24 protein-coding genes are annotated in these 24,211 nt (G+C 50.8%); 6 read left to right on the top strand and 18 right to left on the bottom strand.

Annotated features, from left to right (window positions below; all coding sequences use genetic code 11):
• Positions 1 to 8: 8 nt before the first annotated feature.
• The 13 genes from tolA to ABT58_RS14115 all read right to left on the bottom strand — a co-directional run bounded on the left by tolA (position 9) and on the right by ABT58_RS14115 (position 12,160).
• Positions 9 to 1,064 (bottom strand): cell envelope integrity protein TolA, encoded by a 1,056-nt coding sequence (gene tolA, locus ABT58_RS14175; RefSeq protein WP_047875073.1) that lies wholly within the window; start codon positions 1,062 to 1,064, stop codon positions 9 to 11.
• A complete protein-coding gene (gene tolR / locus ABT58_RS14170) occupies positions 1,065 to 1,508 on the bottom strand; it encodes a protein TolR (protein ID WP_047875206.1) in 444 nt (147 codons plus the stop codon).
• Positions 1,509 to 1,513: 5 nt separating this feature from the next.
• The gene (gene tolQ, locus ABT58_RS14165) at positions 1,514 to 2,200 is read right to left on the bottom strand and encodes a protein TolQ (protein ID WP_047875072.1); all 687 of its coding nucleotides are present in this window, start codon (positions 2,198 to 2,200) and stop codon (positions 1,514 to 1,516) included.
• On the bottom strand, positions 2,197 to 2,604 hold the full coding sequence (gene ybgC / locus ABT58_RS14160) for a tol-pal system-associated acyl-CoA thioesterase (protein ID WP_047875071.1): 408 nt from the start codon (positions 2,602 to 2,604) through the stop codon (positions 2,197 to 2,199). Before ybgC ends, tolQ begins: the two co-directional genes overlap by 4 nt.
• Before the next feature lie 291 nt (positions 2,605 to 2,895).
• Complete coding sequence (locus tag ABT58_RS14155) at positions 2,896 to 3,198, bottom strand: cyd operon YbgE family protein (protein ID WP_047875070.1); 303 nt, start codon at positions 3,196 to 3,198, stop codon at positions 2,896 to 2,898.
• The gene (cydX, locus tag ABT58_RS23780; RefSeq protein WP_047875069.1) at positions 3,191 to 3,301 is read right to left on the bottom strand and encodes a cytochrome bd-I oxidase subunit CydX; all 111 of its coding nucleotides are present in this window, start codon (positions 3,299 to 3,301) and stop codon (positions 3,191 to 3,193) included. Before cydX ends, ABT58_RS14155 begins: the two co-directional genes overlap by 8 nt.
• An 11-nt stretch (positions 3,302 to 3,312) precedes the next feature.
• On the bottom strand, positions 3,313 to 4,449 hold the full coding sequence (gene cydB, locus ABT58_RS14145; RefSeq protein ID WP_047875068.1) for a cytochrome d ubiquinol oxidase subunit II: 1,137 nt from the start codon (positions 4,447 to 4,449) through the stop codon (positions 3,313 to 3,315).
• Positions 4,450 to 4,466: 17 nt separating this feature from the next.
• Positions 4,467 to 6,053: a cytochrome ubiquinol oxidase subunit I gene (gene cydA / locus ABT58_RS14140; protein ID WP_047875067.1), complete on the bottom strand. Its 1,587-nt coding sequence runs from the start codon at positions 6,051 to 6,053 to the stop codon at positions 4,467 to 4,469.
• A 1,015-nt stretch (positions 6,054 to 7,068) separates the two neighbouring features.
• The gene (gene nanQ / locus ABT58_RS14135) at positions 7,069 to 7,536 is read right to left on the bottom strand and encodes an N-acetylneuraminate anomerase (protein WP_047875066.1); all 468 of its coding nucleotides are present in this window, start codon (positions 7,534 to 7,536) and stop codon (positions 7,069 to 7,071) included.
• Between the two features lie 109 nt (positions 7,537 to 7,645).
• Complete coding sequence (locus ABT58_RS14130) at positions 7,646 to 9,139, bottom strand: sodium:solute symporter family protein (protein WP_047875065.1); 1,494 nt, start codon at positions 9,137 to 9,139, stop codon at positions 7,646 to 7,648.
• A gap of 50 nt (positions 9,140 to 9,189) precedes the next feature.
• A complete protein-coding gene (locus ABT58_RS14125) occupies positions 9,190 to 10,071 on the bottom strand; it encodes an N-acetylmannosamine kinase (protein WP_047875064.1) in 882 nt (293 codons plus the stop codon).
• Positions 10,068 to 10,778 (bottom strand): N-acetylmannosamine-6-phosphate 2-epimerase, encoded by a 711-nt coding sequence (locus tag ABT58_RS14120; protein WP_047875063.1) that lies wholly within the window; start codon positions 10,776 to 10,778, stop codon positions 10,068 to 10,070. Before ABT58_RS14120 ends, ABT58_RS14125 begins: the two co-directional genes overlap by 4 nt.
• Before the next feature lie 506 nt (positions 10,779 to 11,284).
• Complete coding sequence (locus ABT58_RS14115; protein ID WP_047875205.1) at positions 11,285 to 12,160, bottom strand: MurR/RpiR family transcriptional regulator; 876 nt, start codon at positions 12,158 to 12,160, stop codon at positions 11,285 to 11,287.
• A 310-nt stretch (positions 12,161 to 12,470) separates the two neighbouring features.
• Here ABT58_RS14115 and ABT58_RS14110 point away from each other — a divergent pair, with 310 nt between their 5' ends.
• Positions 12,471 to 13,367 (top strand): dihydrodipicolinate synthase family protein, encoded by an 897-nt coding sequence (locus ABT58_RS14110; RefSeq protein WP_047875062.1) that lies wholly within the window; start codon positions 12,471 to 12,473, stop codon positions 13,365 to 13,367.
• A 97-nt stretch (positions 13,368 to 13,464) separates the two neighbouring features.
• Here ABT58_RS14110 and ruvB read toward each other — a convergent pair whose 3' ends face one another.
• The 5 genes from ruvB to aspS all read right to left on the bottom strand — a co-directional run bounded on the left by ruvB (position 13,465) and on the right by aspS (position 18,652).
• Positions 13,465 to 14,484, bottom strand: coding sequence for a Holliday junction branch migration DNA helicase RuvB (gene ruvB, locus ABT58_RS14105; RefSeq protein ID WP_047875061.1), 1,020 nt, complete (start codon positions 14,482 to 14,484; stop codon positions 13,465 to 13,467).
• Between the two features lie 25 nt (positions 14,485 to 14,509).
• Positions 14,510 to 15,133 (bottom strand): Holliday junction branch migration protein RuvA, encoded by a 624-nt coding sequence (ruvA, locus tag ABT58_RS14100; RefSeq protein ID WP_047875060.1) that lies wholly within the window; start codon positions 15,131 to 15,133, stop codon positions 14,510 to 14,512.
• A 117-nt stretch (positions 15,134 to 15,250) separates the two neighbouring features.
• Positions 15,251 to 15,772, bottom strand: coding sequence for a crossover junction endodeoxyribonuclease RuvC (gene ruvC, locus ABT58_RS14095; protein ID WP_047875059.1), 522 nt, complete (start codon positions 15,770 to 15,772; stop codon positions 15,251 to 15,253).
• Between the two features lie 170 nt (positions 15,773 to 15,942).
• Complete coding sequence (locus tag ABT58_RS14090; protein WP_047875058.1) at positions 15,943 to 16,686, bottom strand: YebC/PmpR family DNA-binding transcriptional regulator; 744 nt, start codon at positions 16,684 to 16,686, stop codon at positions 15,943 to 15,945.
• A 181-nt stretch (positions 16,687 to 16,867) separates the two neighbouring features.
• Positions 16,868 to 18,652: an aspartate--tRNA ligase gene (aspS, locus tag ABT58_RS14085; protein ID WP_047875057.1), complete on the bottom strand. Its 1,785-nt coding sequence runs from the start codon at positions 18,650 to 18,652 to the stop codon at positions 16,868 to 16,870.
• A gap of 373 nt (positions 18,653 to 19,025) precedes the next feature.
• On the opposite strand from aspS, the gene ABT58_RS14080 reads away from it, so the two are divergent.
• The 5 genes from ABT58_RS14080 (at position 19,026) to ABT58_RS14060 (ending at position 24,210) form a co-directional block, all read left to right on the top strand.
• Positions 19,026 to 19,919 carry a DUF72 domain-containing protein gene (locus ABT58_RS14080; protein ID WP_047875056.1) on the top strand — a complete coding sequence of 298 codons (894 nt, stop codon included), beginning with the start codon at positions 19,026 to 19,028 and terminating at the stop codon, positions 19,917 to 19,919.
• Positions 19,920 to 20,102: 183 nt separating this feature from the next.
• Complete coding sequence (gene cmoA / locus ABT58_RS14075; protein WP_047875055.1) at positions 20,103 to 20,831, top strand: carboxy-S-adenosyl-L-methionine synthase CmoA; 729 nt, start codon at positions 20,103 to 20,105, stop codon at positions 20,829 to 20,831.
• Between the two features lie 14 nt (positions 20,832 to 20,845).
• On the top strand, positions 20,846 to 21,820 hold the full coding sequence (gene cmoB, locus ABT58_RS14070) for a tRNA 5-methoxyuridine(34)/uridine 5-oxyacetic acid(34) synthase CmoB (protein WP_047875054.1): 975 nt from the start codon (positions 20,846 to 20,848) through the stop codon (positions 21,818 to 21,820).
• Positions 21,821 to 21,906: 86 nt separating this feature from the next.
• Complete coding sequence (locus ABT58_RS14065; RefSeq protein WP_047875053.1) at positions 21,907 to 22,680, top strand: ATP-dependent zinc protease family protein; 774 nt, start codon at positions 21,907 to 21,909, stop codon at positions 22,678 to 22,680.
• 24 nt (positions 22,681 to 22,704) lie between these two features.
• Positions 22,705 to 24,210, top strand: coding sequence for an inactive transglutaminase family protein (locus ABT58_RS14060; protein WP_047875052.1), 1,506 nt, complete (start codon positions 22,705 to 22,707; stop codon positions 24,208 to 24,210).
• Position 24,211 lies beyond the last annotated feature (1 nt).

Here is a 24,211-nt window from a genome sequence, read left to right as displayed (position 1 = left end):
CTCCTTCCTTATTGCGGGCTAACAATCAGTCGAATATCACGCAGCTTTTCCACTACCGCCGGATCTTCCGGCATCGGGAACTGGCTGACTTTCACGACAGCGGCCTTCGCGGCACGACACAAACTGCTGTCACCGCCGTCTTCAAACGCATCCAACAACAGGCCGTTTGACGACAAGCGCATGCGGATCTGACATTCCTTGCCGATAAAGCTTTGCTCCACCAGCAGGTTTTGCTCGATCATGCCTTTAAAAATAGCACCATAACGGGCGGTCTCATCGGCGATGAACTGCCCTTTTGCGCCACCGCGTTGCTCCGTTTCTGCCTCAAGGCCAGCGAACATGTCGTTCAAGGCCGCTTCTTGCTGACGTTGCAGTTCACGGGCTTCCGCCGCTTTACGCTCGGCTTCTTTACGTGCTGCTTCCGCTTTACGGGCTTCTTCTTCGGCTTTCTTCTTCGCTGCTATTTTGGCCTGACGCTCTGCTTCCGCACGCTTGGCTTCTTCTTGCGCCTTACGTTTGGCTTCTTCCGCTTTACGTTGTTCCGCTAATTGCTTCTGACGCTCCACTTCTGCCTGACGTGCCGCCTCTTGTTTGGCTTTACGATCCGCTTCGGCTTTTGCTGCCTGCTCACGCGCCACACGTGCGGCTTCATCGGCTTTGCGTTTTTCTTCCGCCGCCTTCTTACGCTCTTGTGCCACTCGCTGACGTTCCAGCTCTGCATCACGCGCCGCCTTTTCGGCTTTCAGCTTGTCGGCTTTGAGCTGACGTAAACGACGCTCTTCTTCCTGACGCTGTTTTTCCAACGCTTCGGCCTGACGCTCCAGACGACGCAAGCGATCTTGCTCTGCCTGTTTCGCCGCTTCACGCTGCTGGCGAATGCGCTGGGCTTGCTGGTTTACCAGCGCCGGATCCACCACCACGGCTTTGATCGTGTTCCCCGCTGATTGCGGCTTACTCATGGAGAAGTCGGTACCCCACAACAATGCAGCAATCAGTAGACCATGCAACAGTAACGATACGATGATCGCCCCTGTGTAATTGTTGCTTTTCTTCCCGTTCGCCATTTACTGCTCCAACGGTTCAGTCATTAAGCCGACAGAGCTCACACCCGCCTGATTCAATGCATCCAACGTTTCAATGATGTACGCATACGGCGCACGGGCATCGCCGCCCACCATCACTGACGAGTTAGGGTTCAGTTGTAGCTCGGCACGCACGCGAGTCAGCAGATCGTTCAGACCCAACCCACGCACCATGTCCTGGTTATCGACACTCAACCCCAGATGGCCGTCTTGGCTGACTTCCACAATGATCGGCGCGCGATCGTTGTTTTCATTCAGCTCAGCCGCCGGTTTGGCATCGACCGTGGAAGGAAGTTCGACATCGACCCCTTGCGTCACAAATGGCGCCGTCACCATAAAGATGATCAACAGTACCAACATCACATCGATGTAAGGTACTACGTTGATTTCGGCGGTCATTTTGCGTTTTTTAGGTTGATACGCCATGCCCATTACTCCTGATTAGAAGCAAATGCCTGACGGTGCAAAATGCTTGAGAACTCTTCCATAAAGGTCGCGTAGTTGTGCTCCAGCTTTGACACTTGGTTGGTCAGTTTGTTGTAGAACATGACCGCAGGGATCGCGGCAAACAGACCCATCGCCGTTGCCACAAGGGCTTCTGCAATACCCGGTGCAACCATCGCCAGTGTTGCTTGCTTCACCGCACCCAGTGCGATAAAGGCGTGCATGATGCCCCAAACGGTACCGAACAAGCCGATGTACGGGGTGATCGAACCGACAGTGGCTAAAAATGGCAGGCTGGTTTCTAGCTCATCAACTTCACGAGACAACGCCACACGCATGGCACGGCTGGTGCCTTCCATCACCGCTTCCGGCGCTTTGCCGTTGCTGCGGTGCAGGCGGGCGAATTCTTTAAAGCCAGCATGGAAAATTTGCTCGGTACCGGTCAGGCTGTCTTTACGCGCTTGCACTTCTTGGTACAGCTGAGACAGATCGATACCCGACCAGAAACGGTCTTCAAAACGGGTCGCTTTGGCTTTGGCGCGAGACAACACTTGGGATCGCTTGATGATCATGGTCCATGAGGCCACTGACATCCCCAATAGGATCAGCATTACAATCTTTACGAGCAGGCTGGCCTGCAGGAACAGATCTAAAATGGAAAGTTCAGCGGTCACTTCGTTATCTCCGACATAATATTTTCTGGGATCTTAATAGGTTTTAGGGTGTCAGGGTGGACACAGGCTACCTGAATAACGGCTTTGCACAAGGTTTGCCCGTGAGTGTTAACTAAAACCTGACAGAATTCGATAGAGGCACGACGCCAGCTCTGCGGCCAGGTTCTGACAATCAGTTGGTCATCCAATTTCGCGCCTTTGAGGTAGTCCGCTTCAATGCGGCGCACCACAAAACTGACCTTATCGGCAAATAAGTCATTAAGACTGACACCGAGGCTACGGAAGAGTTCCGTCCTCGCTCGTTCAAAAAACTTAATGTAATTAGCATGATAAACCAAGCCACCCACATCTGTATCTTCGTAATACACCGTAATCGGCCATTCAAAGGCGTTGTCTTCGGTCATGGTCTTTCCACATATCTCTCTGGGGCCGGTATGCCACGACACCGGCAAAAACTCGAGGGCTTACTATACCTAACTTGCTTGGTAGATGGGAATCACACAAACCACTCTGTTACACAAACATTCACTTTTTTGCCGCGTATCTCACTGCCTCCTGCCCTTTTGGCCATAACCGCGTGCCAGAAACGGGAAATTCAAGCCGATCAAGCAGATATAAAAAAGCCCCGCGTGATAACACGCGGGGCTTTTCAGTCGTTTCCGATCCCATCGTTACAGCCTAAGGCCATAGCGGGATCACAGTAAGCGTAAACTCAGGATATAGGCCAGTATCGGCAAGGCGACATACGGTGTCAGCAGTAACTGCGTGAACCATCGGCGAGGGATGAATCCCACACCAAACACCATTGACGCACAGGTCGCCCATATCATGGCTGGCGAGATAATCGGTCCGAATCCGCCAATCATCTGGGCAAAGTGTGTCGGATCCCATACCACCAGCCCGGTGGTTGCGAGTGACATTGCCAGCGCAACCCAACGGAGTAGACGGTAGTCTATCCACTGGTGAACACGCTCTACCCAGTGATCAAGCTTACTCAACGCTCTCTTTATCCATGTTTTCTGTAGCTTCTAGCCACAATGCATTGATGATACCGAATGAGCAAGCAAGTAGCACACCCAGGATCCAAGCGAAATACCACATAGTTTGTCTCCTTAGTACAGTGAGTTCTTGTTTTCTTCGATATATGCCGTATCAAGACGACCAAACATCTTGTAGTAACACCAAGAGGTGTAAGCAAGAATGATTGGTACCATCACTGCCGCAACACCGGTCATGATGTTCAGTGTCAGCTCAGATGACGTTGAATCCCACATGGTCAAGCTGTGGTTTGGAATCAGGCTTGACGGCATGATGAATGGGAACAGTGCAAAGCCTGCAGTCAGGATCACACCCGCCATTGTGAAGCTAGACGTAATGAACGCTAGTGCACCACGGTCAGCACGCGAGGCCAATACCGTTAGCACAGGCATGAATACTGCCAATGCTGGCGCAATCCATAGCAGTGGGTACGCATCAAAGTTCGCGAACAACGCGCCAGTCTGACGAACCACTTCTTTTGTCAGTGGGTTAGACGGTGCATCTTTGATGATCTCAGAAGTGATCACGTAACCTTCGATGCTCTGTGCCCAGATGCCTGCAATCACGAAACATACCGCTGTTGCGATAGACGTGATCACTGCCACACGGCGTGAACGCTCACGCAGAACGTCAGACGTCTTCATCTGCAGGTATGCCGCACCTTGAGTGGTGATCATCAGAATACTCACGATACCACATAGCAGTGCAAACGGGTTTAGCAGACCGAAGAATGATCCCTTGTACGTTGGTACCAAGAACTCATTCAGTTCAAACGGTACGCCCTGAAGCAGGTTACCGAATGCCACACCGAAGATCACAGGGGGTACAAAGCTACCTACGAAGATCGCTTTATCCCATGTTTCACGCCACTGTGGGTTCTCAATTTTCGAACGGTAGTCAAAACCGATTGGACGTAGCCATAGTGCCGCCAGCGTCACGATCATTGCCAGGTAGAAACCTGAGAATGCGGTTGCGTAAACCAATGGCCATGCTGCAAACAGCGCACCACCTGCGGTGATCAGCCATACTTGGTTACCGTCCCAGTGAGGGGCGATCGCGTTAATCATTACACGGCGTTCGTTGTCTGTCTTACCAATGATTTTAGACAGTACACCTACACCCATATCGAAACCATCTGTGACAGCGAAACCGATGCATAGCACACCGATCAGCACCCACCAGATGAATCGCAATACTTCATATTCAAACATTGCTCAACTCTCCCTGATTATGCTTCAACCTGACGCGATACCACGTTCTGTGGAGCATCGGTAGTTTCAAAGTGGTAGCGACCTGTTTTCAGGCTGCTAGGACCTAAACGAGCGAACTTGATCATCAGATACAGTTCAGCAATCAGGAACACAGTGTACAGCGCGATAATCGCCAGCAGTGATGTGATGATTTCAGACGCTGCTAGGTTAGAGGCGGCCATAGAAACAGGCAGTACTTCACCTACAGCCCATGGCTGACGGCCGTACTCGGCAACAAACCAACCGGCTTCAATCGCGATCCAAGGCAGTGGAATACCGTAAAGTGCTGCTTTTAGTACCCAAGGCTTTTGCGTGATCTTATGACGGCAAGACTGGATGAATGCCGCACCGATAATACCCAGCATCAAGAAGCCACAGCCAACCATGATACGGAAGCTCCAGAATAGCGGCCAAACGGTAGGGATAGAGTCATCCGTCGCTTTGGCGATATCCGCATCGGTAGCATCCACTACGTTCTCAGCATACGGTTTCACCAAGAAGCCGTAACCCAAGTCTTTCTTCACTTCGTCAAACGCAGCGATATTTTCAGGTGTTTTCTCACCTGCACGCAGTTTCTCAAGCAGACCGTAAGCAATCATACCGTTACGGATACGCGCTTCGTGTTCGACTTTCAGATCACGCAGACCCGTTACTTCGGTATCCAACGAACGCGTTGCAATGATACCCATTACGTAAGGGATCTTGATCGCGTAGTCAGTTTCCATGGTTTCTTGGTTCGGTAAACCAAACAGGGTAAACGCTGCAGGTGCTGGCTCTGTGTGCCATTCTGCTTCGATTGCCGCTAGTTTCGTTTTCTGTACGTCACCTAGCTCGTAACCTGATTCATCACCCAGGATGATTACAGAAACGATAGACGCCATACCAAAGGCCGCCGCAATAGCAAAAGAGCGACGAGCAAAAGGAATATCACGGCCTTTCAATAGGTAGTAAGAACTGATACCCAACACGAACATCGCACCGGTTACATAACCTGACGCCACTGTGTGAACAAACTTCACCTGCGCAACTGGGTTTAGCACCACTTCTGCGAAGCTCACCATTTCCATACGCATGGTTTCGAAGTTGAACTCAGCACCCACAGGGTTTTGCATCCAACCATTTGCCACCAGAATCCACAGCGCCGAAAAGTTAGAGCCAAGCGCTACCAACCACGTCACAGTCAAGTGCTGACGCTTAGATAGACGATCCCAGCCAAAGAACATTAGGCCGACAAGTGTCGATTCCAGGAAGAAGGCAATCAGTGCTTCGATAGCCAGTGGCGCACCGAAAATATCACCTACGTAGTGGGAGTAGTACGCCCAGTTTGTACCAAACTGGAACTCCATGGTCAGGCCGGTAGAAACACCTAGCGCAAAGTTAATGGCGAAAAGCTTACCCCAGAACTTGGTCATGTCCTTGTAGATTTGCTTTCCAGTCATTACATAAACAGACTCCATGATGGCAAGCAGGAATGCCATACCAAGAGTCAATGGGACGAACAAAAAGTGATACATCGCAGTTAATGCGAACTGTAACCGCGATAGTTCGACGATATCAGTAAACATTGAGAACTCCTTTTTTCGCCAGGCTGACTGGCGAAGTACACTAACGTGTACTAATGGTTGGGCTTAGCAAAATGTAACCAAACATCTCCGCAAGCTTGTCACCTTCCTGGCTACCATTACTTATGCCTTGAAATGGTATCCCTGATATGTTGCGAATCTGTACCAAATTAGTTAATTTGTTGTTAAGCTACAGCTAATAAAGTCATTACTAATATTACTGACAAACGTCTAGAGTCTCAATGGATTTATCGCACAATTTGCTTTGATAAATATCAAAAAACACTGCTCAAAATTTATACCTGACGCATTTGATTGATGTAGATCAACTAAAGCCCCCTCCCCAAGCCCCTTGGTCGCGCATTGGGAAAGCGTCGCTTTAACACATCCTGAATCCGTGCTTTCACACCAGTTCACATTCTGTTTTAAATGGTCATATCTGCCGAATATTATTCGTTAGAAAAAAGAGCCCTGAGATGTTTGACAATGCCGCTTTCTCCGCATTTATCATACATAAACACCTTTGTTTTCAGGCCAGGCGGGGAAAATCATCAAATCTATTCATTATAAAATCTAATCCGAAAAAAGAATTTATCTCGCTTTTCTGATGAGGATAAATTCCTATAATCAGCGCCAGAAACAGATAAGGCCGCCCAGACGGGAAAAGTCATTATTTTGGCGGGTGATATGCTGTTTCCCAAGACAACAGATTGACGATTGAGGAAGTAGTTATGACACGCATTCTTGAAAAAATTATTGCACTTTACCAGCCTAGCTTTGCAGAAATGTTTAAAAGCAACTGCTAAAAAGTGATGAAATAGTCGCCACCTATGCCCTCTCCCCCTCAAATAACCGGGAGAAAGCATCAAAATGACCATAAAATTTGTCATGAGTTTGTGAATATTTCACATTTTTAGGCGACATTTACCGAATTTCCCCTCTTTTTGGGGTACGAAAAACGAGGCATTAGTGCCTCGTTTTTTTATTTCTGCTTTTTACGCCCACGCAAGCGACTCTCTCAGGCAATACAGGTACGGTGGATCTTCACGACCGCTTTCTTCAATGTCTCTGCCTGTGCGGCGATACAACCCGGTTTGTGTGGCTCCGTCGGGAAGAAAATCGCAAAGTTTAGCGGTGCCATCACCACATCACAGCTGTTGTGCATGTCGGAAACCAAGTAGTAATCCCCTGCCTCATCGTACTCCGTCGCACGCGGGTGCGCCCCAGGCAACGCAAACTCAATGCGCTCGCTGCCGACAATCAACACTTGCAGATCAATGTACTCTTCATGCACTTCTGCCTGCTTACCTTCCGCAGCGGCAGTGTCAAAGCTCATCACGTTGACATAAATACGATCACCATCAATATCATGACGTCCTAAAGTTAATGCGGCTAAATCCTGCTGCTGTAAAAATGCAATGGCGGTTTGAAAAGCGCTCGGTAACAAGCGGTAGCTTTCAGGTTGTTGTAAATCACCAAAAATCATGAGGGACTCTCTGTTCTGCTATATAAAGGGAAAATTCAATGACGCAGGCGGCATCGCGTATCACATCGCTCTGCCGCCTGATTTATAGGTTTAACGGATGGTGGAAAGATTACGCTTCACGCTGCATGGTTAGCGTGTGCAGTTCTTCCTCTGATTTGTTGCTGGCAAACAGCGGGGCGGTCAGGTAACCCACCAGCACGACCATCAAGGTGCCAATCACACCGTAGAAGAAGAAGTTCAGGTCAGTCATCGCACGCACGGCCAGTACTGAAATGATACTCATCACCACACCTGCTAACGCGCTGTTGGCATTGGCACGCTTGACAAAGATACCCAGCATGAACAGACCGGTCATAGGGCCACCCATCAGGCCAATCAGGCTGTTGAAGGCATCCCACAACTCACTTTCGTTCGACATAATCAGGTACGTTGACGCCACTACACCCAACACACCGGCAACCACTGTCACGATACGTGCCATACTCAGTGCTTTCTCTTTCGAGGTGTTCTTGCCTAGGCGGTTGTAGATATCACTGGTGTAACAGGCAGAGATACTGTTCAGGCTACTTGAGATACTCGATTGTGATGCAGCGAAAATCGCAGCAATGATCAGACCAGCAACGCCTGCTGGCATCTGCGAAATCACGAAGAATGGCAAGATACCGCCTGTGTTGAAATTCTCAGGCAACAACTGTGGGTTTTGACTGTAATAAGCATACAGCGCAGAACCGACAGCGAAGAAGAACACCGGTACCACAGCCACCAACTTGGCATTGGTCAGTAGCGCTTTTTTCGTTTCTTCAATGGAATCGGTCACGATGTAACGCTGCACAACGTCCTGGCTGGCGGTGAACTGCTGTAAGCTGGCAAAGAAGAAACCAATCACCAGCACTGGAATGGTGCTGTCTGTCCAGCTCCAGGCAAACTGCTCAGCCGGGAAGTACTTATCGGCTTCTGCTGACATCGAGAAGATTTCGCCTACCCCACCGTCAACATTGAAGCAAATCATCACGAAGATCATGATCGCTGCGGCAGAGAGCATGATCCCTTGGATCACATCGGTCCAAATCACCCCTTCGATACCGCCCATGAAGGTATAGATGATACAAAGTACGCCAATCAGGAACACGATGGTCAGTGGGTTCATATCAACGAACGGGATCAACGCCAGTGCCGTCAGGTAAGTGATGATCGCAATACGGCCGATGTGGAACAGCATGAATGAAATACTGGCAAACAAGCGCATTTTGATATCAAAACGGGCTTCCAGATATTCATAGGCTGATGTCAGGTTCAGCTTGCGGAAGAACGGAATGTAGAAGTAAAACACGAACGGCAAAATCGCGATGGCGATGTACTGGCCGATCAAAAATGTCCAGTCAGAAGTGTAGGCTTTGGCTGGGATAGACATAAACGTGATAGAACTGAGCGTTGTGGCAAACACACTGATCCCGGCTGCCCAGCCCGGAATACGGCCACCGGCTTTGAAGTAATCATCTGCCGATTTCTGACGGCGTGCGAAGTACACACCGACCAACATAATTGCCACGAGGTATAACAAAAGAACAATATAATTGAGGGTACCAAAGGCCTGCGTTTCCATGTGCTGTTCCTTGTAGTCAGTTTTTGTTAAACGTTATTTTGTTTTTAATTTCATGCGTTATTGGTGGTATTCACCCAGCTTGCCGCACCGATCAAGCCTGCATCGGCGCCGGTCTGTGCTTTAATCACAAGGGGTTGATATACCTGAGGTAAATCAGATAAATAGTCGCTTACGAGGTCAAGAAAACCTGGCGCTAAGCCGACACTGCCGCCTAAAGCCACCACTTCCACATCCAGCGAGATGGTTAAATCTGCCACCAGATTGGCGATGGTCTTCGCCGCGCGGTGAATGATCACCACGGCGCGTTCATCGCCCTGCAAGTAATGTTCATACACGGTTTGACCGGTGCAGTTTTCGCCCCAGTGTGCTTGCCCGGCGACACCAATGGCGGTGCCTGACGCGATCGCTTCCACACAACCTGTACGGCCACAACCACAACGAGGGCCGTGAGGATCCGCCAACATGTGACCGGCGTGACCCGCAATGCCATGGCGGCCTGTGTGCAGCGCATGGTTGATCACCACGCCAGCCCCAACGCCGGTCGACACAGTCACAAACGCCATATTGGCAACCTGCTCCGGCAGGACTTGGTATTCCGCCCATGCTGCTGCTTGTGCGTCATTAATCACCGTGACAGGTAAGCGAGTGATCTCAGCGATCACGGCCTGCAAGGGGTAGTGATCCAACCCGCCGAGGTTTTTCGGGTTCAGCGCCGTTAAGATCCCGTGATCGATAATGCCGGTTGAGGCCACCGCCACCGCATCCGCCTGCGCCGCAAACGCGGGTAACAGGGCGCTCAGTGCCGCTGTCATTGCCTCGGGGGAAGAGGATGACGGCGTACTGATCTGCTCACGGGCGCGGATCTGGCCATTGCTCACCAAAGCAACCGCGATTTTGGTGCCACCGATATCCACCGCGAGGATCATGCTCATGCTGCAACCTCGTTCTGGCGCTTGGCATGTCCTTGTGCCACTTGTGTTTGGAACCAATCACAAATGTGTTCGATACGGGTAATGGCAGATCCGACCGTCACGCAAAATGCGCCCGCTTCAATCGCCGCACCCGCTAATTCCGGGGTGTTGTAACGCCCTTCAGCCATCACACGGCAACCGGCTTGTTGCAAACGTGTCACCAGCGCTAAATCGGGTTCACTCGGGATCTCACCGCCGGTATAACCGGACATGGTGGAGCCAATGATTTCAACGCCGATAGACTGGCAATACATGCCTTCTTCATAGGTGGCGCAGTCAGCCATCGCCATGCAACCGGCCTCGTGAATGGCTTTCACCAACGTCGCCACATCCACCGGACGGGTACGATCAGTGGCATCGACGGCGATAATGTCCGCACCAGCGGCTTGCAATGCCTGTACATCTTCCACAAAAGGCGTAATGCGGATCGGGCTGTCCGGCAGATCACGTTTGATGATCCCGATGATCGGCACAGTCACCGTTGGGCGTACCGCTTTGAGGTTTTCAACCCCTTCAATACGCAGGCCGGCTGCCCCGCCTGCAACAGCGGCTTGTGCCATGGCGGCGACAATCAGCGGAGAATCCATTGGGCCATCATCAACCGGTTGGCAAGACGCCACAAAACCTTGGCTTAATTGCGCGAGGCAGTCTTTTTGTTCGTTCGTCATAATCAGTGTCACTCCAGAAAAAATGACTCAGTGAAGTTTGACTCCAATCTATATGGAGTGAAGTTTCACTTCAAACTGAAAGACGCAAAACAGAGATCATGCGCTCATTTTTCTGCTAAACAATCTCATCAAAGTGATTCATGTCACTGTTTACAGGCATCCTTCACATACAGAAGTAGGAGTCAAACTCCATTTTAATACGTTGTTTTGGCAGTCAGGTGGTGTATTCATTCCTGCGACGCGCCTTGGCACTTTATAAAATCAAGGAGGGAATTAGTAGAAGGTGAAGTTTAACTCCAAGCATGAGGGAGAGGATTAATCTGATTAACGCCGATACCCGATACTGGTTCTAGGTTCTAGGTTCTAGGTTCTAGGTTCTAGGTTCTAGGTTCTAGGTTCTAGGTTCTAGGTTCTAGGTTCTAGGTTCTAGGCACTTAAATAAAAAAACGCCCGACAACATCACTGCTGTCGGGCGTTCTTATCACAAAGGGGTTCGCAAGCGCGGCTCAGGAATAATCCAGCGCACTCATGGTCTTCATCTTATTCGCCTGCGTGCCGGCTAAATCTTGTTTCACCAGCAAGGCATAAATCAAATCCAGCACAAACAACTGGGAGATCTTGGTGCCAATGGAGTCTCCCTGCAATTTACCCTGACGGTTACCGTTCACCAGCACATAATCGGAATATTCTGCTATCGGTGAGCGAGGGTTATGGGTAATAGAAGCGGTACAAGCACCGGCTTCTTTCGCCAGTCGTAACGCTTTGGTGGTTTCTTCTGACGTGCCCGAGTGACTGATCCCAATCGCCACATCACCCGGTTGTAACAACGACGCCTTCATGTACATCAGATGGTTATTGGACAACGCATCCACATTAAAACCGATACGCATCAACTTGTTTTTGGCGTCTTCCGCCGTTACACCCGACGAGCCCACACCAAAAAAGTACACCGCACGGCATGACTGAATCGCATTGGCGACCTGCTCCAGCATCTGGAAATCCAGCAGGTTATAGGTTTCCGCCAACACATTATTGATGGTGTTATGCAGCTTCTGCCCGATCAGCTCGGCCGTGTCTTCAGGCGTCACATCGGTGTCTAAAATCGACTTTTCATTTTGATTGGCGTTAGACAATTCAATGGCTAACTCCATTTTGAAATCCTGAAAACCTTTAAAGCCTAATGTTCGGCAGAAGCGAATGATGGTCGCTTCACCAGCATTCACGGCTTGTGACAATTCCGCAATCGAGAGTTTGGTCACATCGGCGGGATTGGCTAAGACAAAATCGGCAATACGCTTTGCCGAAGGCGTTAAGCTTTCATGCAAGCAGCCCATCATATCGAGCACTTTGCCAGCTTTTGCCATCACGTTATTTGTCGCCATCGCCATTCCTCTTTCTTTCTGTGCTATCAGCCATAATTTTCCCACTTTGTCCTTCACTTGTGAAGGTAAACTCCATTTATTACATGACTTACGTTCTGATATGACCAGAATTAGCCCTCATTCTACTGAATACACCCCACTTTCAACAATGTTGCCGCCATCACAGATTTGCATTCTTGCTACCCTTGTCACTCGATTCCCCGTTGCAGGATGAAATTTTACTCCATAGAATAAACCCAACTCCACAGGATAAGTTTATTTTGAAGTTTAACTTCAAAGCTCTCATTCAACCCAATAGAGACAATGCACAATGGAAAAATTAACCGGTCTGATCGCTGCTCCACACACTCCGTTTGATGCAAACGGCCACGTTAACTTCGCTGCTATTGACCAAATTGCGGCGCACCTGATCAAAGACGGCGTAAAAGGCGTGTACATCTGTGGTACCACAGGTGAAGGGATCCACTGCTCTGTTGAAGAACGTAAAGCCATTGCAGAGCGCTGGGTAACCGCCTCTCAGGGTCAATTGAAAATCACGGTTCACACGGGTGCATTGAGCATTGTCGATACCCTTGAACTGACGCGCCACGCTGACACTCTGGATATTTTCGCGACCTCTGCGATTGGTCCATGTTTCTTCAAGCCAGGCTCAGTGGATGCATTGGTTGAGTACTGTGCGACGGTCGCTGCCGCTGCGCCATCAAAAGGTTTCTACTACTACCACTCAGGCATGTCTGGCGTGAATTTGGATATGGAGCAATTCCTGATCCAAGCGGAATCACGTATTCCTAACCTGTACGGCCTGAAGTTTAACAGTGGTGATTTGTACGAATACCAACGCTGCCTACGTGCATGCGATGGCAAGTTTGATATTCCATTTGGTGTGGATGAGCACCTGCCAGGGGCATTGGCGGTGGGCGCAATCGGTGCAGTAGGCAGTACTTACAACTACGCTGCGCCGCACTTCAACCAAATGATTGAAGATTTCCATAACGGCAATCACGATGCAGTGATCAAAGGCATGGACAGCGTGATCGCACTGATCCGCGTATTGGTAGAATTCGGTGGTGTGGCAGCCGGTAAAGCCGCAATGGCACTGCACGACATTGATGCGGGCGACCCTCGTCTGCCGCTAAAAGCACTGACCGCAGAGCAAAAAGACATCGTCGCCACACGCATGCGTGAAGCGGGTTTCTTGAAAGCGTAATGGGGCATACCCCAACACGCGGCTGAAAAACACAAGCACGGAAAACAAAAAACGAGGCGCTTCGCCTCGTTTTTTATTTGGAATGGAAAGCGGCGTATTACACCTTGGACTCCGGCACATCAAAACCAAAGTGCAGGTATGCGCGGTGCGTAGCAATACGGCCACGTGGAGTACGCTGCAAAAAGCCTTGCTGGATCAGGTAGGGCTCCAACACATCTTCAATGGTATCCCTTTCTTCACCGATCGCGGCGGCAAGGTTATCCAAGCCGACAGGGCCACCCATGAATTTGTCGATAATTGCCATCAGCAATTTACGGTCCATGTAATCGAAACCGCTGCTGTCGACGTCCAACATATCCAAAGCTTTTGAAGCGGTTTCCGGACAAATATGACCATCACCTACCACTTCCGCATAGTCACGCACGCGGCGTAGCAGACGGTTGGCAATACGCGGTGTACCACGGGCACGCATGGCCACTTCCAGTGCACCGGCCTCTTCCATCGACAGCCCTAAGCAATTGGCACTGCGCTGTACGATGCCGCGCAAGTCTTCTACTTTGTAGTATTCCAAGCGCTGGGTAATACCAAAACGGTCACGCAATGGCGAAGTCAGTGAACCGGCACGGGTCGTCGCACCAATCAGGGTGAACGGCGGCAAATCAATCTTAATAGAACGGGCTGCCGGGCCTTCACCGATCATGATATCCAACTGATAGTCTTCCATCGCCGGATACAGAACTTCTTCCACTTGCGGGCTTAAACGGTGAATCTCATCAATGAACAAGACGTCGTTTTCTTCCAGATTGGTCAGCAGCGCGGCCAAGTCACCGGCTTTTTCCAATACCGGGCCGGACGTGGTACGAATGCTCACGCCCATTTCGTTGGCCACAATGTTCGCCAGTGTGGTTTTACCCAATCCCGGCGGACCAAAAATCAGCAAGTGATCCAAAGCTTCATGGCGAAGCTTGGCGGCTTTGATGAAAATCTCCATCTGATCGCGCACATGATCCTGACCTTTGTAATCTTCCAGCATCTTCGGGCGGATCGCGCGATCGATGATGTCTTCTTCACGGCTGGTCGGATAATCACTGGCAATTAAACGATCTGCTTCAATCATTCTGTTTTACCTATGTCGCGGCGCGTTAGACCATCGAGCGTAGCGCATCACGGATGATGGCTTCGCTGGTCATGTCAGGTTTAGCAATTTGTGAAACCACTTTCGAGGCTTGCTGCGGCTTGTAGCCCAGCGAGATCAATGCGCTGACAGCTTCATCTTCAGCGCGCGCCTGTGCGCCAGTGTCTTGAATTGGGGCATTCGATGCGGCGGTATCCAGAGCAGGGGTGAACAAGTCGCCCTCACCCCAGCCTTTCAGACGGTCTTTCATTTCGACCACAAGGCGTTCAGCGGTTTTTTTGCCGACACCCGGAATTTTCACCAAGGTGCTGATGTCTTCATTTTCCACGCTCAGCACAAACTGGCTGGCGGTCATGGCAGACAAAATCGCCAAGCCCAATTTCGGACCGACACCGTTGGCTTTGATCACTTCGCGGAACAGTTCACGTTCGCTCTTCTTGTTGAAGCCATACAGCAACTGGGCGTCTTCACGCACTACAAAGTGAGTAGAGATGATCGCTTCCTGACCAACTTCCGGCAATTCATAAAAACAGCTCATCGGCATTTGGACTTCATAGCCCACGCCACCTACCTCAAGTACGATTTCTGGCGGTTGTTTCTCGATAATTGTTCCACGTAGTCGGCCTATCACAGCAACATCTCTTTATTGATTGACGAAATTGGCTCTAGGATAGTCAAGTGCTGGATGTATATCCAGCTATTTTTTATGAAAAAAGCAGCCCGAGAGCTGCTTTTAAAAAGGGCGACATTAACGGTAACGTCCACGTCGCGCACCGCTCGCCTGTCCGGCCATCGCGATCAAGGTTTTATGGGTGTGTGCATGACAAATGGCGACAGCAAGGGCATCGGCGGCATCCGCCTGCGGTTTACCCGGTAATTTCAGTACCGAGCACACCATGTGCTGCACTTGGGCTTTATCCGCCCCACCGTTACCCACCACGGCCTGTTTAATTAAACGGGCGGCGTACTCGTTTACAGGTAAATCGGCGTTCACAGCGGCCACAATGGCACTACCACGTGCCTGCCCCAGTTTGATCGCCGAACTGGCGTTTTTGCCCATGAAAACTTCTTCAATGGCAAACACATCCGGCTGGAACTGGGTGATCACTTCAGAGACGCCCGCATAAATTTGCTTTAAACGTCCGGGAATACCCGCTTCAGAGGTACGAATACAGCCGCTGCCCAGGTATTCCAAGTGACGACCGACCTGACGGATCACCCCATAGCCGGTGATCCGTGAGCCTGGGTCAATCCCTAAAATTATCGACATAGATGAACCGTGATACCTGATTAAATATACAGTTGTTTATTCTATTGCGGATGCCGACCAAACTGCAAACCTTTCACCGCCAGACGTTGATAAAACACTCAATTCAAGCAAAACCAGGCAACAGACGAATAAAAAGTCGGGCACATCTTCTGTACCCGACTTTTTCAAGATTACAGGGTCGCTGCAACCTCATCGGAGATATCACCGTTGTGATACACTTCCTGCACATCATCCAAATCTTCCAGCGCATCAATCAGACGCAGCAGTTTCGGTGCGGTGGTCGCATCCAATTCCGCCTGGGTGGATGGCACCAAAGTCACTTCTGCGTTCACCGCTTCAAAGCCTGCGGCATCCAGTGCATCTTTCACAGCGCCGAATTCAGCTGGCGTGGTGTACACGTCAATAGAGCCGTCATCGTTGGTTTCAACGTCGTCCGCACCGCCTTCCAGCGCCGCTTCCATCACCGCGTCTTCATCCAGACCCGGTGCGTAAGAAATCACACCTTTTTTGTCAAACAGGTAGCTTACGCTGCCGTCGGTACCCAGGTTACCACCGGCTTTTGAAAACGCATGGCGTACGCCAGAAACCGTACGGTTACGGTTATCCGTCATACATTCCACCATGACTGCGGTACCTGCCGGGCCGTAGCCTTCGTAGATAACAGTTTCAACGCCTTCATCGCCTTCACCACCGGCACCACGGCTAACCGCACGGTTGATGGTGTCACGGGTCATGTTGTTTGACAGGGCTTTATCGACAGCCGCACGCAAGCGTGGGTTGTTTTCTGGCTCTGCACCGCCTTCTTTCGCCGCAACGACGATTTCACGGATCAGTTTGGTAAAAATTTTGCCGCGCTTGGCATCCTGTGCTGCTTTACGGTGTTTGATATTGGCGAATTTACTATGACCTGCCATTTCATTCTCCCAGTAGTCTGTCGCTTATGCGCGAGGTATTTCTTCATTAGCGCCCGATCCCATTTTGCCGAGAAAAAATAAGCCGACAATGTGTACACAATGCGGCTTATTATCGGCGTCCTGATTTCTCGGAGGCCCAAAACAAAGACTGGCCTTTCGGCCAGTCTGTTACAGTGCAATCTTATGCTTGCTCTGCGTTATCTTTTTTCGCTAGCGATACTGCAATCGCCAACTCTTCCAGTGCCGCCGGGTTCGCTACACTTGGTGCATTGGTCATCAGACACGCTGCAGCCGTTGTTTTAGGGAACGCGATAACGTCACGGATGTTATCAGTGCCACACAGTAGCATTACTAGACGGTCAAGACCGAATGCCAGACCTGCGTGTGGTGGTGTACCGAACTTCAGTGCGTCCAGTAGGAAACCAAACTTCAGCTTCTGCTCGTCAGCGTCGATACCCAGGATATCGAACACAGTTGACTGCATGTCAGCGTTGTGGATACGTACAGAACCGCCGCCCACTTCGTAGCCGTTGATAACCATGTCGTATGCGTTAGAGTTCGCAGCCGCAGGGTTCGCCGCTAGCTCTTCTGGCGTTAGGCCAAGTGGCGACGTGAATGGGTGGTGCATCGCATGCAGGTTGCCTTCGTCGTCTTCTTCGAACATTGGGAAGTCAACAACCCACAATGGTTTCCATGCAGCCTTGTCTGTTAGCTCTAGGTCTTCACCCAGCTTCAGACGTAGTGCACCCATCGCTTCTGTCACAACACGCTTGCTGTCTGCGCCGAACAGGATGATGTCGCCAGTTTGTGCGCCAGTGCGCTCAAGTAGCTGTGCAACCACTTCTTCGTTCAGGAACTTAGCCACTGGAGACTGTACGCCTTCAAAGCCAGCAGCCAGATCGTTCACCTTCATCCACGCCAAGCCTTTCGCGCCGTAGATACCAACAAAGTTGGTGTACTCGTCGATTTGCTTACGAGACAGTGCTGCACCGCCAGGTACGCGAATCACCGCTACGCGGCCTTTTTCGTCGTTCGCAGGGCCAGAGAACACTTTGAAGTCTACGTCTTTCAGGATGTCAGCCACGTCAACCAACTCTAGTGGGTTACGTAGGTCTGGCTTGTCTGAACCGAAACGGCGTGCCGCTTCTTCAAACGTCATGATTGGGAATGCGCCCAGATCAACGTTCAGGATTTCTTTCCACATGTCCGTGATCATGCGCTCAGTCACTTCACGTACCTGCTCAGCCGTCATGAATGACGTTTCGATATCGATCTGAGTAAATTCAGGCTGACGGTCAGCACGTAGGTCTTCGTCACGGAAACATTTCACGATTTGGTAGTAACGGTCAAAACCAGACATCATCAGTAGCTGCTTGAACAGCTGTGGTGACTGAGGAAGCGCGTAGAAGCTGCCTTTGTGAACACGGCTTGGTACCAAGTAGTCACGTGCGCCTTCTGGCGTCGCTTTGGTCAGTACTGGTGTTTCGATGTCTAGGAAGCCGTTGTCATCAAGGAAACGACGTACGAAGCTAGATGCTTTTGCACGTAGCTTGATGCGGTCGCTCATTTCTGGACGACGTAGATCCAAGTAGCGGTACTTTAGACGCTGCTCTTCAGAGTTCTTCTGGTTGAAGTCTAGTGGTAGCACGTCAGAACGGTTGATGATTTCTAGGCCTGTTGCCAAGATTTCTACTTCACCGGTCGCCATATCTTTGTTGATTTGGCTTTCTGGACGCTCACGTACTTCACCTGTCAAACGGATACAGTACTCGTTGCGCAGTTGGTTGGCGACGTCGAATACATCTTTCATATCCGGATCAACAACTACCTGAACAATACCTTCACGATCTCGCATATCGATGAAGATTAGACCGCCTAAATCGCGGCGACGGTTAACCCAGCCGCATAACTCTACTGTTTGCCCTGCTAGGGACTTGTTCAGGTGACCACAATATTGGGTGCGCATATGAAATTCCCGATCTGTTTACTAACTTTCCTGAGTTCATGGGGAGCAAGCGGCCCCAAACCACGCACAGGCTGAATCCTTCCCGGCCGGATTGATGAAATTACATACAACCGCACATAATTTCGCCCACCGAGAGACAAAAATAACGAACCATTATATACCCAAGTTACCGGAAGATGAATCTTACATCGTCAGGTAGACACGGGATTAATTTGAACACTGTAGGAAAAAGCGATACTGGTGATCAAGCAAAAAACACCATATTGAACAAAGAAAGCCAATACAGGGGATTGACCGCCCTTAAACGGACTCGCCACAATAGAAAAAAATCACGATTACCCCTTCGTTCACCGCTAACCCACAGGATGTTGTCATGCCCCACTCGCCTGCGCTTTCCTCGCCACCGCCCTTACGCTTAGGCTTGGCCATGTGGTCGCACCCACACTGGCAACAGAGTCTGTATGGCCGAGGATGCAAAAGTGGTGAACGCCTCGCCCGTTATGCCGAGGTCTTTCATGCCGTGGAAGGCAACACGACCTTTTATGCCGTGCCCAACGCCACGACTGTACGTAATTGGCACGCTGCCACGCCGGAAGACTTTCGGTTCACGTTTAAGCTGCCACAAACCATCACCCACCAGCATCAGTTGCAACACTGTGATCAACTGCTGGCCGATTTTTTCACGACGCTCTCGCCACTGGCTGACAAAATTGGGCTGTGGAAAGTGCAATTACCGGCACAATTTGGTCCGCTCGCCCTGCCCGCGCTGGAACGTCTGCTGACCCGTTTCCCTCGTCAGTATCCGGTCGGGGTAGAAGTGCGTCATCCGGCCTTTTTTGCCAAAGGGGAAGAAGAGCAACAACTCAATCGCTTGCTGATCGAACACGGTGCCAATCGCATCATCATGGACAGCCGTCCGGTGTTTGCTGCCGAACCCACCACCGAAGCGGTGATAGAAGCACATCAAAACAAACCCCGTGTACCGGTACATGCCATCGCAACGTCGACTCAGCCGATGATCCGCTTTATCGGCCACCCGGATGATGCCAGCAACGATGCCTTTTTTGCCAACTGGTTAGCCCGCCTGCCACTGTGGTTACGCGCCGGTAAACAGCCTTACTTGTTTGTACACACACCAGACAACAACCGTGCGCCGGAACTGGCTGTTCGCTTGTACCAGCAACTACTACACCATGCGCCGGATTTGGCCTTGCCGAACGTGGAATTGCCGAAACCGGCCGACAGTGCACAGTTTTCCTTGCTGTAAGCTGACTGGATGCTTAGCACGACCAAAATCCTTAAAGACAAATGGCCGCATTTTCACTACAATACGCGACCTTTCTGCGGTGATGGATCACCCGGTATGTGTGCAACGCGAAAGAAGCGGTAAAATGCCCATACCTCGATTATTGGAATCCCAGTTCTTTATACATTTATGAGGTTCGTGAGAATGGCAGGTCACGACAATATTTTTGCAGCACCTATCGAAAAACTGGGTGATTTCACCTTTGATGCGCGTGTTGCCGAAGTGTTCCCGGACATGATCCAGCGTTCCGTACCGGGTTACAGCAACATTATTTCCGCTATCGGCATGCTGGCCGAGCGATTTGCCAAGCCGCACTCTAACGTCTACGACCTCGGCTGCTCCCTCGGTGCGGCGACGCTGTCTATGCGCCGTCACATCAATCAAGAAGGCTGCCAGATCATTGCAGTCGACAACTCTAGCGCCATGGTAGAACGCTGCCGCCTGCACATTGATGCCTACCGTTCAGACACGCCGGTCACGGTCATTGAAGCCGATATCCGTGAAATCGACATCCAAGATGCATCCGTGGTGGTATTGAACTTCACACTGCAGTTCTTAGCGCCGGAAGATCGCTACAAGCTGCTGGAAAAAATCTACGCTGGCTTGCGCCCGGGCGGGATGCTGATCCTGTCTGAAAAGTACATCTTTGACGATGAACGCGCGCACGAGCTACTGATCGATCTCCACCACGACTTTAAACGTGCCAATGGCTACAGTGAATTAGAGATCAGTCAAAAACGCAGTGCCATCGAAAATGTGATGCGCCCTGACAGCATCGACACCCACAAAGAACGCTTCAAATCCATTGGCTTTAGCAGCTCTGAAGTCTGGTTCCAGTGTTTCAATTTCGGTTCGATGTTTGCGATTAAATAAGGTTACCCGTTTTTATGTTTAGTTTTTCTGAGTTTTACCAACTCATTGCCCAGCACGACACCCTACGCCCATGGCTGAACACCCTGCCAAAGCAGATGAGTGACTGGGAAGCAGAAGCCCACGGCGACATGGGCCGTTGGATGCGTGCGCTGAATAAATTCCCGACTGACAAGCCAGACAACATCGATCTGAAAAATGCGGTCAGCCTAAGCAACACCACGTCGATTGCTGAAGGTGAACAAAAACGCCTGGAAAGCCTGCTACGTTTGCTTCACCCATGGCGTAAAGGCCCGTACACCGTGCACGATATTCATATCGATACCGAGTGGCGTTCAGACTGGAAATGGGATCGCGTATTGCCGCACATTTCTCCACTGAAAGGCCGTAGCGTGCTGGATGTGGGCTGTGGTAACGGCTACCACATGTGGCGCATGCTGGGTGAAGGGGCAAAACTGACCGTGGGTATCGACCCGTCTAACCTGTTCCTGATCCAGTTTGAAGCCATCAAACGCCTGATGGGCGGCGATGACCGCGCTTACCTGCTACCACTGGGTATTGAGCAGCTGCCAGAGCTGAAAGCGTTTGATACTGTCTTTAGCATGGGCGTGCTGTACCACCGCCGTTCACCGCTGGATCACATCATCCAACTGAAAAACCAGCTGCGCAAAGACGGCGAGCTGATTTTGGAAACCTTGGTGATTGACGGTGACGAGAACGCGGTACTGGTACCGACCCACCGTTACGCACAGATGCACAACGTGTATTTCTTCCCATCAGCCAAAGCGCTGAAAGTATGGATGGAGAAATGCGGCTTGGTTGACGTGCGCATTGTGGATGAGTGTGTGACCACCACGGATGAGCAACGCTCTACCGACTGGATGACCAACAACTCACTACCAGAATATTTAGACCCAGCGGATCCTTCAAAAACCATCGAAGGTTACCCTGCGCCTAAACGTGCTGTACTGATTGCACGAAATCCTGACTAAGTACTGACAAGGGATGCTGTTCGCATCCCTTTTTGTACGCTAAAATATTGCCGCTTAAAGAAAAAAGAAGTGCTTTGGGAGAGAGAATGCTTCACCGCTGTGTACCACTACTGACCCTTGCGATCCTATCTGGCTGTACCATGACCCCTCAGCAGGAACATGACCAAACCATGCTGGCGATCAACACCATGGAAGATCGGGTCAATTTTCAACTTGCGACCATGATTAAACAAATCGATGACCAACAGACGTCGATTGCCAAGCTCGAAAAAGAACTCACCACGGTCTCCAAGCAATTGGGACAGACCAATGCTGCAATGCGCCTAGCGCAAGCCTCGGCAGCACCGACCAAACCCCAACCTATCCCGACCGAGACTGAGTCCGACCCTCGTGTTGCCCACGGCAAAGTGATCCTGGGTGAAGAAGAGTGGGTATGGCTCGATTCCGTGAAGTCTTTCTTTAAAGCCCGTGTCGACACCGGCGCCACCACCTCTTCCCTGAGCGCAACCGATATTCAGATTTTTGAGCGTGATGGTAAAGAGTGGGCCCGTTTCCACCTGAATCATACTAACGATGAAGTGCCAGAAGATGCCGGCATCATCGAAGCGCCCGTTGTGCGTTGGGTGAAAATTCGCCAAGCCAGCACCGAAGAGCCGGTACGCCGTCCGGTGATTGATGTGTGGGTTAAATTGGGTCAGCTGCATGAAAAAACACAATTTACCTTGGCAGATCGTACACAAATGACCTATCCAGTATTATTAGGCCGTGAATTTTTCAAAGACATCGCCCTTGTTGACGTCGGTAAAAAGTTTGTTCAAGGCATGGATGAACAACAGGCACAACAAGTACAAAAAAACTAATAACAAAATATTGATGAGGATGTCATGACATCAAGAATCCCGTTCTACTTTCTTATAACGCTGCTGGTCATTGTCGGGTCTGCGCTAAGCCTGTACCGTCATGAAGTGTACGGCGTGCCTTGGACACCGGGTGAAGAACGTGCGCTGTGGGAACTCGAAGCCCGCATTGAATTTGATGCAATTGGCGATCCGGTCAAAGTCTCGATGGCGGCACCGGAAACCCAGCAAGGGTTTACCCAAATTGATGAAAGTACGTCCTCGCCAGGTTATGGCGTTGCACTGATCGACACCAAAAAAGGCCGTCGTGCTGAATGGTCGATCCGTGAAGCGACCGGTAAACAGATCCTGTATTACAAAACCCAGATGCTGGTCGACGATCAAGCGTCTTACACGCCTGTGCCGCCAAAAGGTGACACCATGGCGGTGACACTGGATAACCCGCAGCAAACGGCCGCCAATGCCCTGCTTGCTCAAGCCCGCAGTCTCTCTTCTGACAACATCACCTTGACCCGCGAGCTGATCAAACAATTTAACGACCGCAACAACCAGAACGCGGCGCTGCTGCTGAACAGCCTCAGCCGTGAACAAGCGATCACCAGCTTACTGTCACTGGAGAAAATCCATGCCCGTATCGTCGGTGGCTTGCAATTGGAAGACGGGCGTCGTCGTCAAAGCATCACTCCGATGGTCGAAGTGTGGGACGGTGGACGCTGGGAGCTGTTTGACCTGCAAACCGGTCAGGAAGGTCAGCCCGATAACGTCCTGATCTGGAACCAGCAAGGCCATTCTCTGCTGGATGTGGTGGGCGGACGTAACTCCAACATCAGTTTCTCGATCATCGCGCAAGACATCACCCCGCAGCAAGCAACACGGGAGAAAGTCCAAGCCGAAGATCTGCTGAACTTCTCTATCCACAGCTTGCCGGTGGAAGAACAAGCGATGTTCAAGACCATCATGCTGGTACCGATCGGCGCCCTGATCGTGGTCTTCCTGCGTATCATTGTCGGCCTGAAAACCTCCGGTACCTTCATGCCGGTACTGATCGCCGTGGCCTTCGTACAGACACAGTTAGTCACCGGTATTCTGGGCTTCTTGCTGATAGTCGGTACCGGTCTGATCATTCGAAGTTACCTGTCGAAGCTGAACTTGCTCTTGGTGGCGCGAATATCCGCCGTGATCATCACGGTGATCATGATTATTTCGGTCTTCACCGTGGTGGCGTTCAAGATTGGTCTGGTAGAAGGCTTAACCATCACTTTCTTCCCGATGATCATCTTGTCATGGACCATTGAACGTATGTCTATCCTGTGGGAAGAAGAAGGCGCGAAAGAAGTCCTGATCCAAGGTGGTGGTTCGCTACTGACGGCCGTCTTTGTTTACTTAGCGATGACTAACCCACTGGTGCGTCACTTAACCTTTAACTTCATCGGTATGCAGTTAATCATTTTGGCTGTGATCCTGATGCTGGGTAACTACACCGGTTACCGCTTGAGTGAACTGCGTCGCTTTAAGCCGCTGACGGAGGACTGAT

Origin of the sequence: Photobacterium aphoticum, assembly GCF_001029435.1 — a bacterium.
GTDB lineage: Bacteria > Pseudomonadota > Gammaproteobacteria > Enterobacterales > Vibrionaceae > Photobacterium > Photobacterium aphoticum.
The sequence above is the reverse complement of the archived record's forward strand: the minus strand, read 5'-3'. Positions and strand labels throughout refer to the sequence as shown.

Excerpts from the sequence above, each read along its gene's own strand:
- tolA (WP_047875073.1), bottom strand. The coding sequence starts at position 1,064 with ATGGCGAACGGGAAGAAAAGCAACAATTACACAGGGGCGATCATCGTA.
- tolR (WP_047875206.1), bottom strand. The coding sequence starts at position 1,508 with ATGGCGTATCAACCTAAAAAACGCAAAATGACCGCCGAAATCAACGTA.
- ybgC (WP_047875071.1), bottom strand. The coding sequence starts at position 2,604 with ATGACCGAAGACAACGCCTTTGAATGGCCGATTACGGTGTATTACGAA.
- cydX (WP_047875069.1), bottom strand. The coding sequence starts at position 3,301 with ATGTGGTATTTCGCTTGGATCCTGGGTGTGCTACTTGCTTGCTCATTC.
- cydB (WP_047875068.1), bottom strand. The coding sequence starts at position 4,449 with ATGTTTGAATATGAAGTATTGCGATTCATCTGGTGGGTGCTGATCGGT.
- cydA (WP_047875067.1), bottom strand. The coding sequence starts at position 6,053 with ATGTTTACTGATATCGTCGAACTATCGCGGTTACAGTTCGCATTAACT.
- nanQ (WP_047875066.1), bottom strand. The coding sequence starts at position 7,536 with ATGATTTTTGGTGATTTACAACAACCTGAAAGCTACCGCTTGTTACCG.
- ABT58_RS14130 (WP_047875065.1), bottom strand. The coding sequence starts at position 9,139 with ATGGAAACGCAGGCCTTTGGTACCCTCAATTATATTGTTCTTTTGTTA.
- ABT58_RS14125 (WP_047875064.1), bottom strand. The coding sequence starts at position 10,071 with ATGAGCATGATCCTCGCGGTGGATATCGGTGGCACCAAAATCGCGGTT.
- ABT58_RS14120 (WP_047875063.1), bottom strand. The coding sequence starts at position 10,778 with ATGACGAACGAACAAAAAGACTGCCTCGCGCAATTAAGCCAAGGTTTT.
- ABT58_RS14115 (WP_047875205.1), bottom strand. The coding sequence starts at position 12,160 with ATGGCGACAAATAACGTGATGGCAAAAGCTGGCAAAGTGCTCGATATG.
- ABT58_RS14110 (WP_047875062.1), top strand. The coding sequence starts at position 12,471 with ATGGAAAAATTAACCGGTCTGATCGCTGCTCCACACACTCCGTTTGAT.
- ruvB (WP_047875061.1), bottom strand. The coding sequence starts at position 14,484 with ATGATTGAAGCAGATCGTTTAATTGCCAGTGATTATCCGACCAGCCGT.
- ruvC (WP_047875059.1), bottom strand. The coding sequence starts at position 15,772 with ATGTCGATAATTTTAGGGATTGACCCAGGCTCACGGATCACCGGCTAT.
- ABT58_RS14090 (WP_047875058.1), bottom strand. The coding sequence starts at position 16,686 with ATGGCAGGTCATAGTAAATTCGCCAATATCAAACACCGTAAAGCAGCA.
- aspS (WP_047875057.1), bottom strand. The coding sequence starts at position 18,652 with ATGCGCACCCAATATTGTGGTCACCTGAACAAGTCCCTAGCAGGGCAA.
- ABT58_RS14080 (WP_047875056.1), top strand. The coding sequence starts at position 19,026 with ATGCCCCACTCGCCTGCGCTTTCCTCGCCACCGCCCTTACGCTTAGGC.
- cmoA (WP_047875055.1), top strand. The coding sequence starts at position 20,103 with ATGGCAGGTCACGACAATATTTTTGCAGCACCTATCGAAAAACTGGGT.
- cmoB (WP_047875054.1), top strand. The coding sequence starts at position 20,846 with ATGTTTAGTTTTTCTGAGTTTTACCAACTCATTGCCCAGCACGACACC.
- ABT58_RS14065 (WP_047875053.1), top strand. The coding sequence starts at position 21,907 with ATGCTTCACCGCTGTGTACCACTACTGACCCTTGCGATCCTATCTGGC.
- ABT58_RS14060 (WP_047875052.1), top strand. The coding sequence starts at position 22,705 with ATGACATCAAGAATCCCGTTCTACTTTCTTATAACGCTGCTGGTCATT.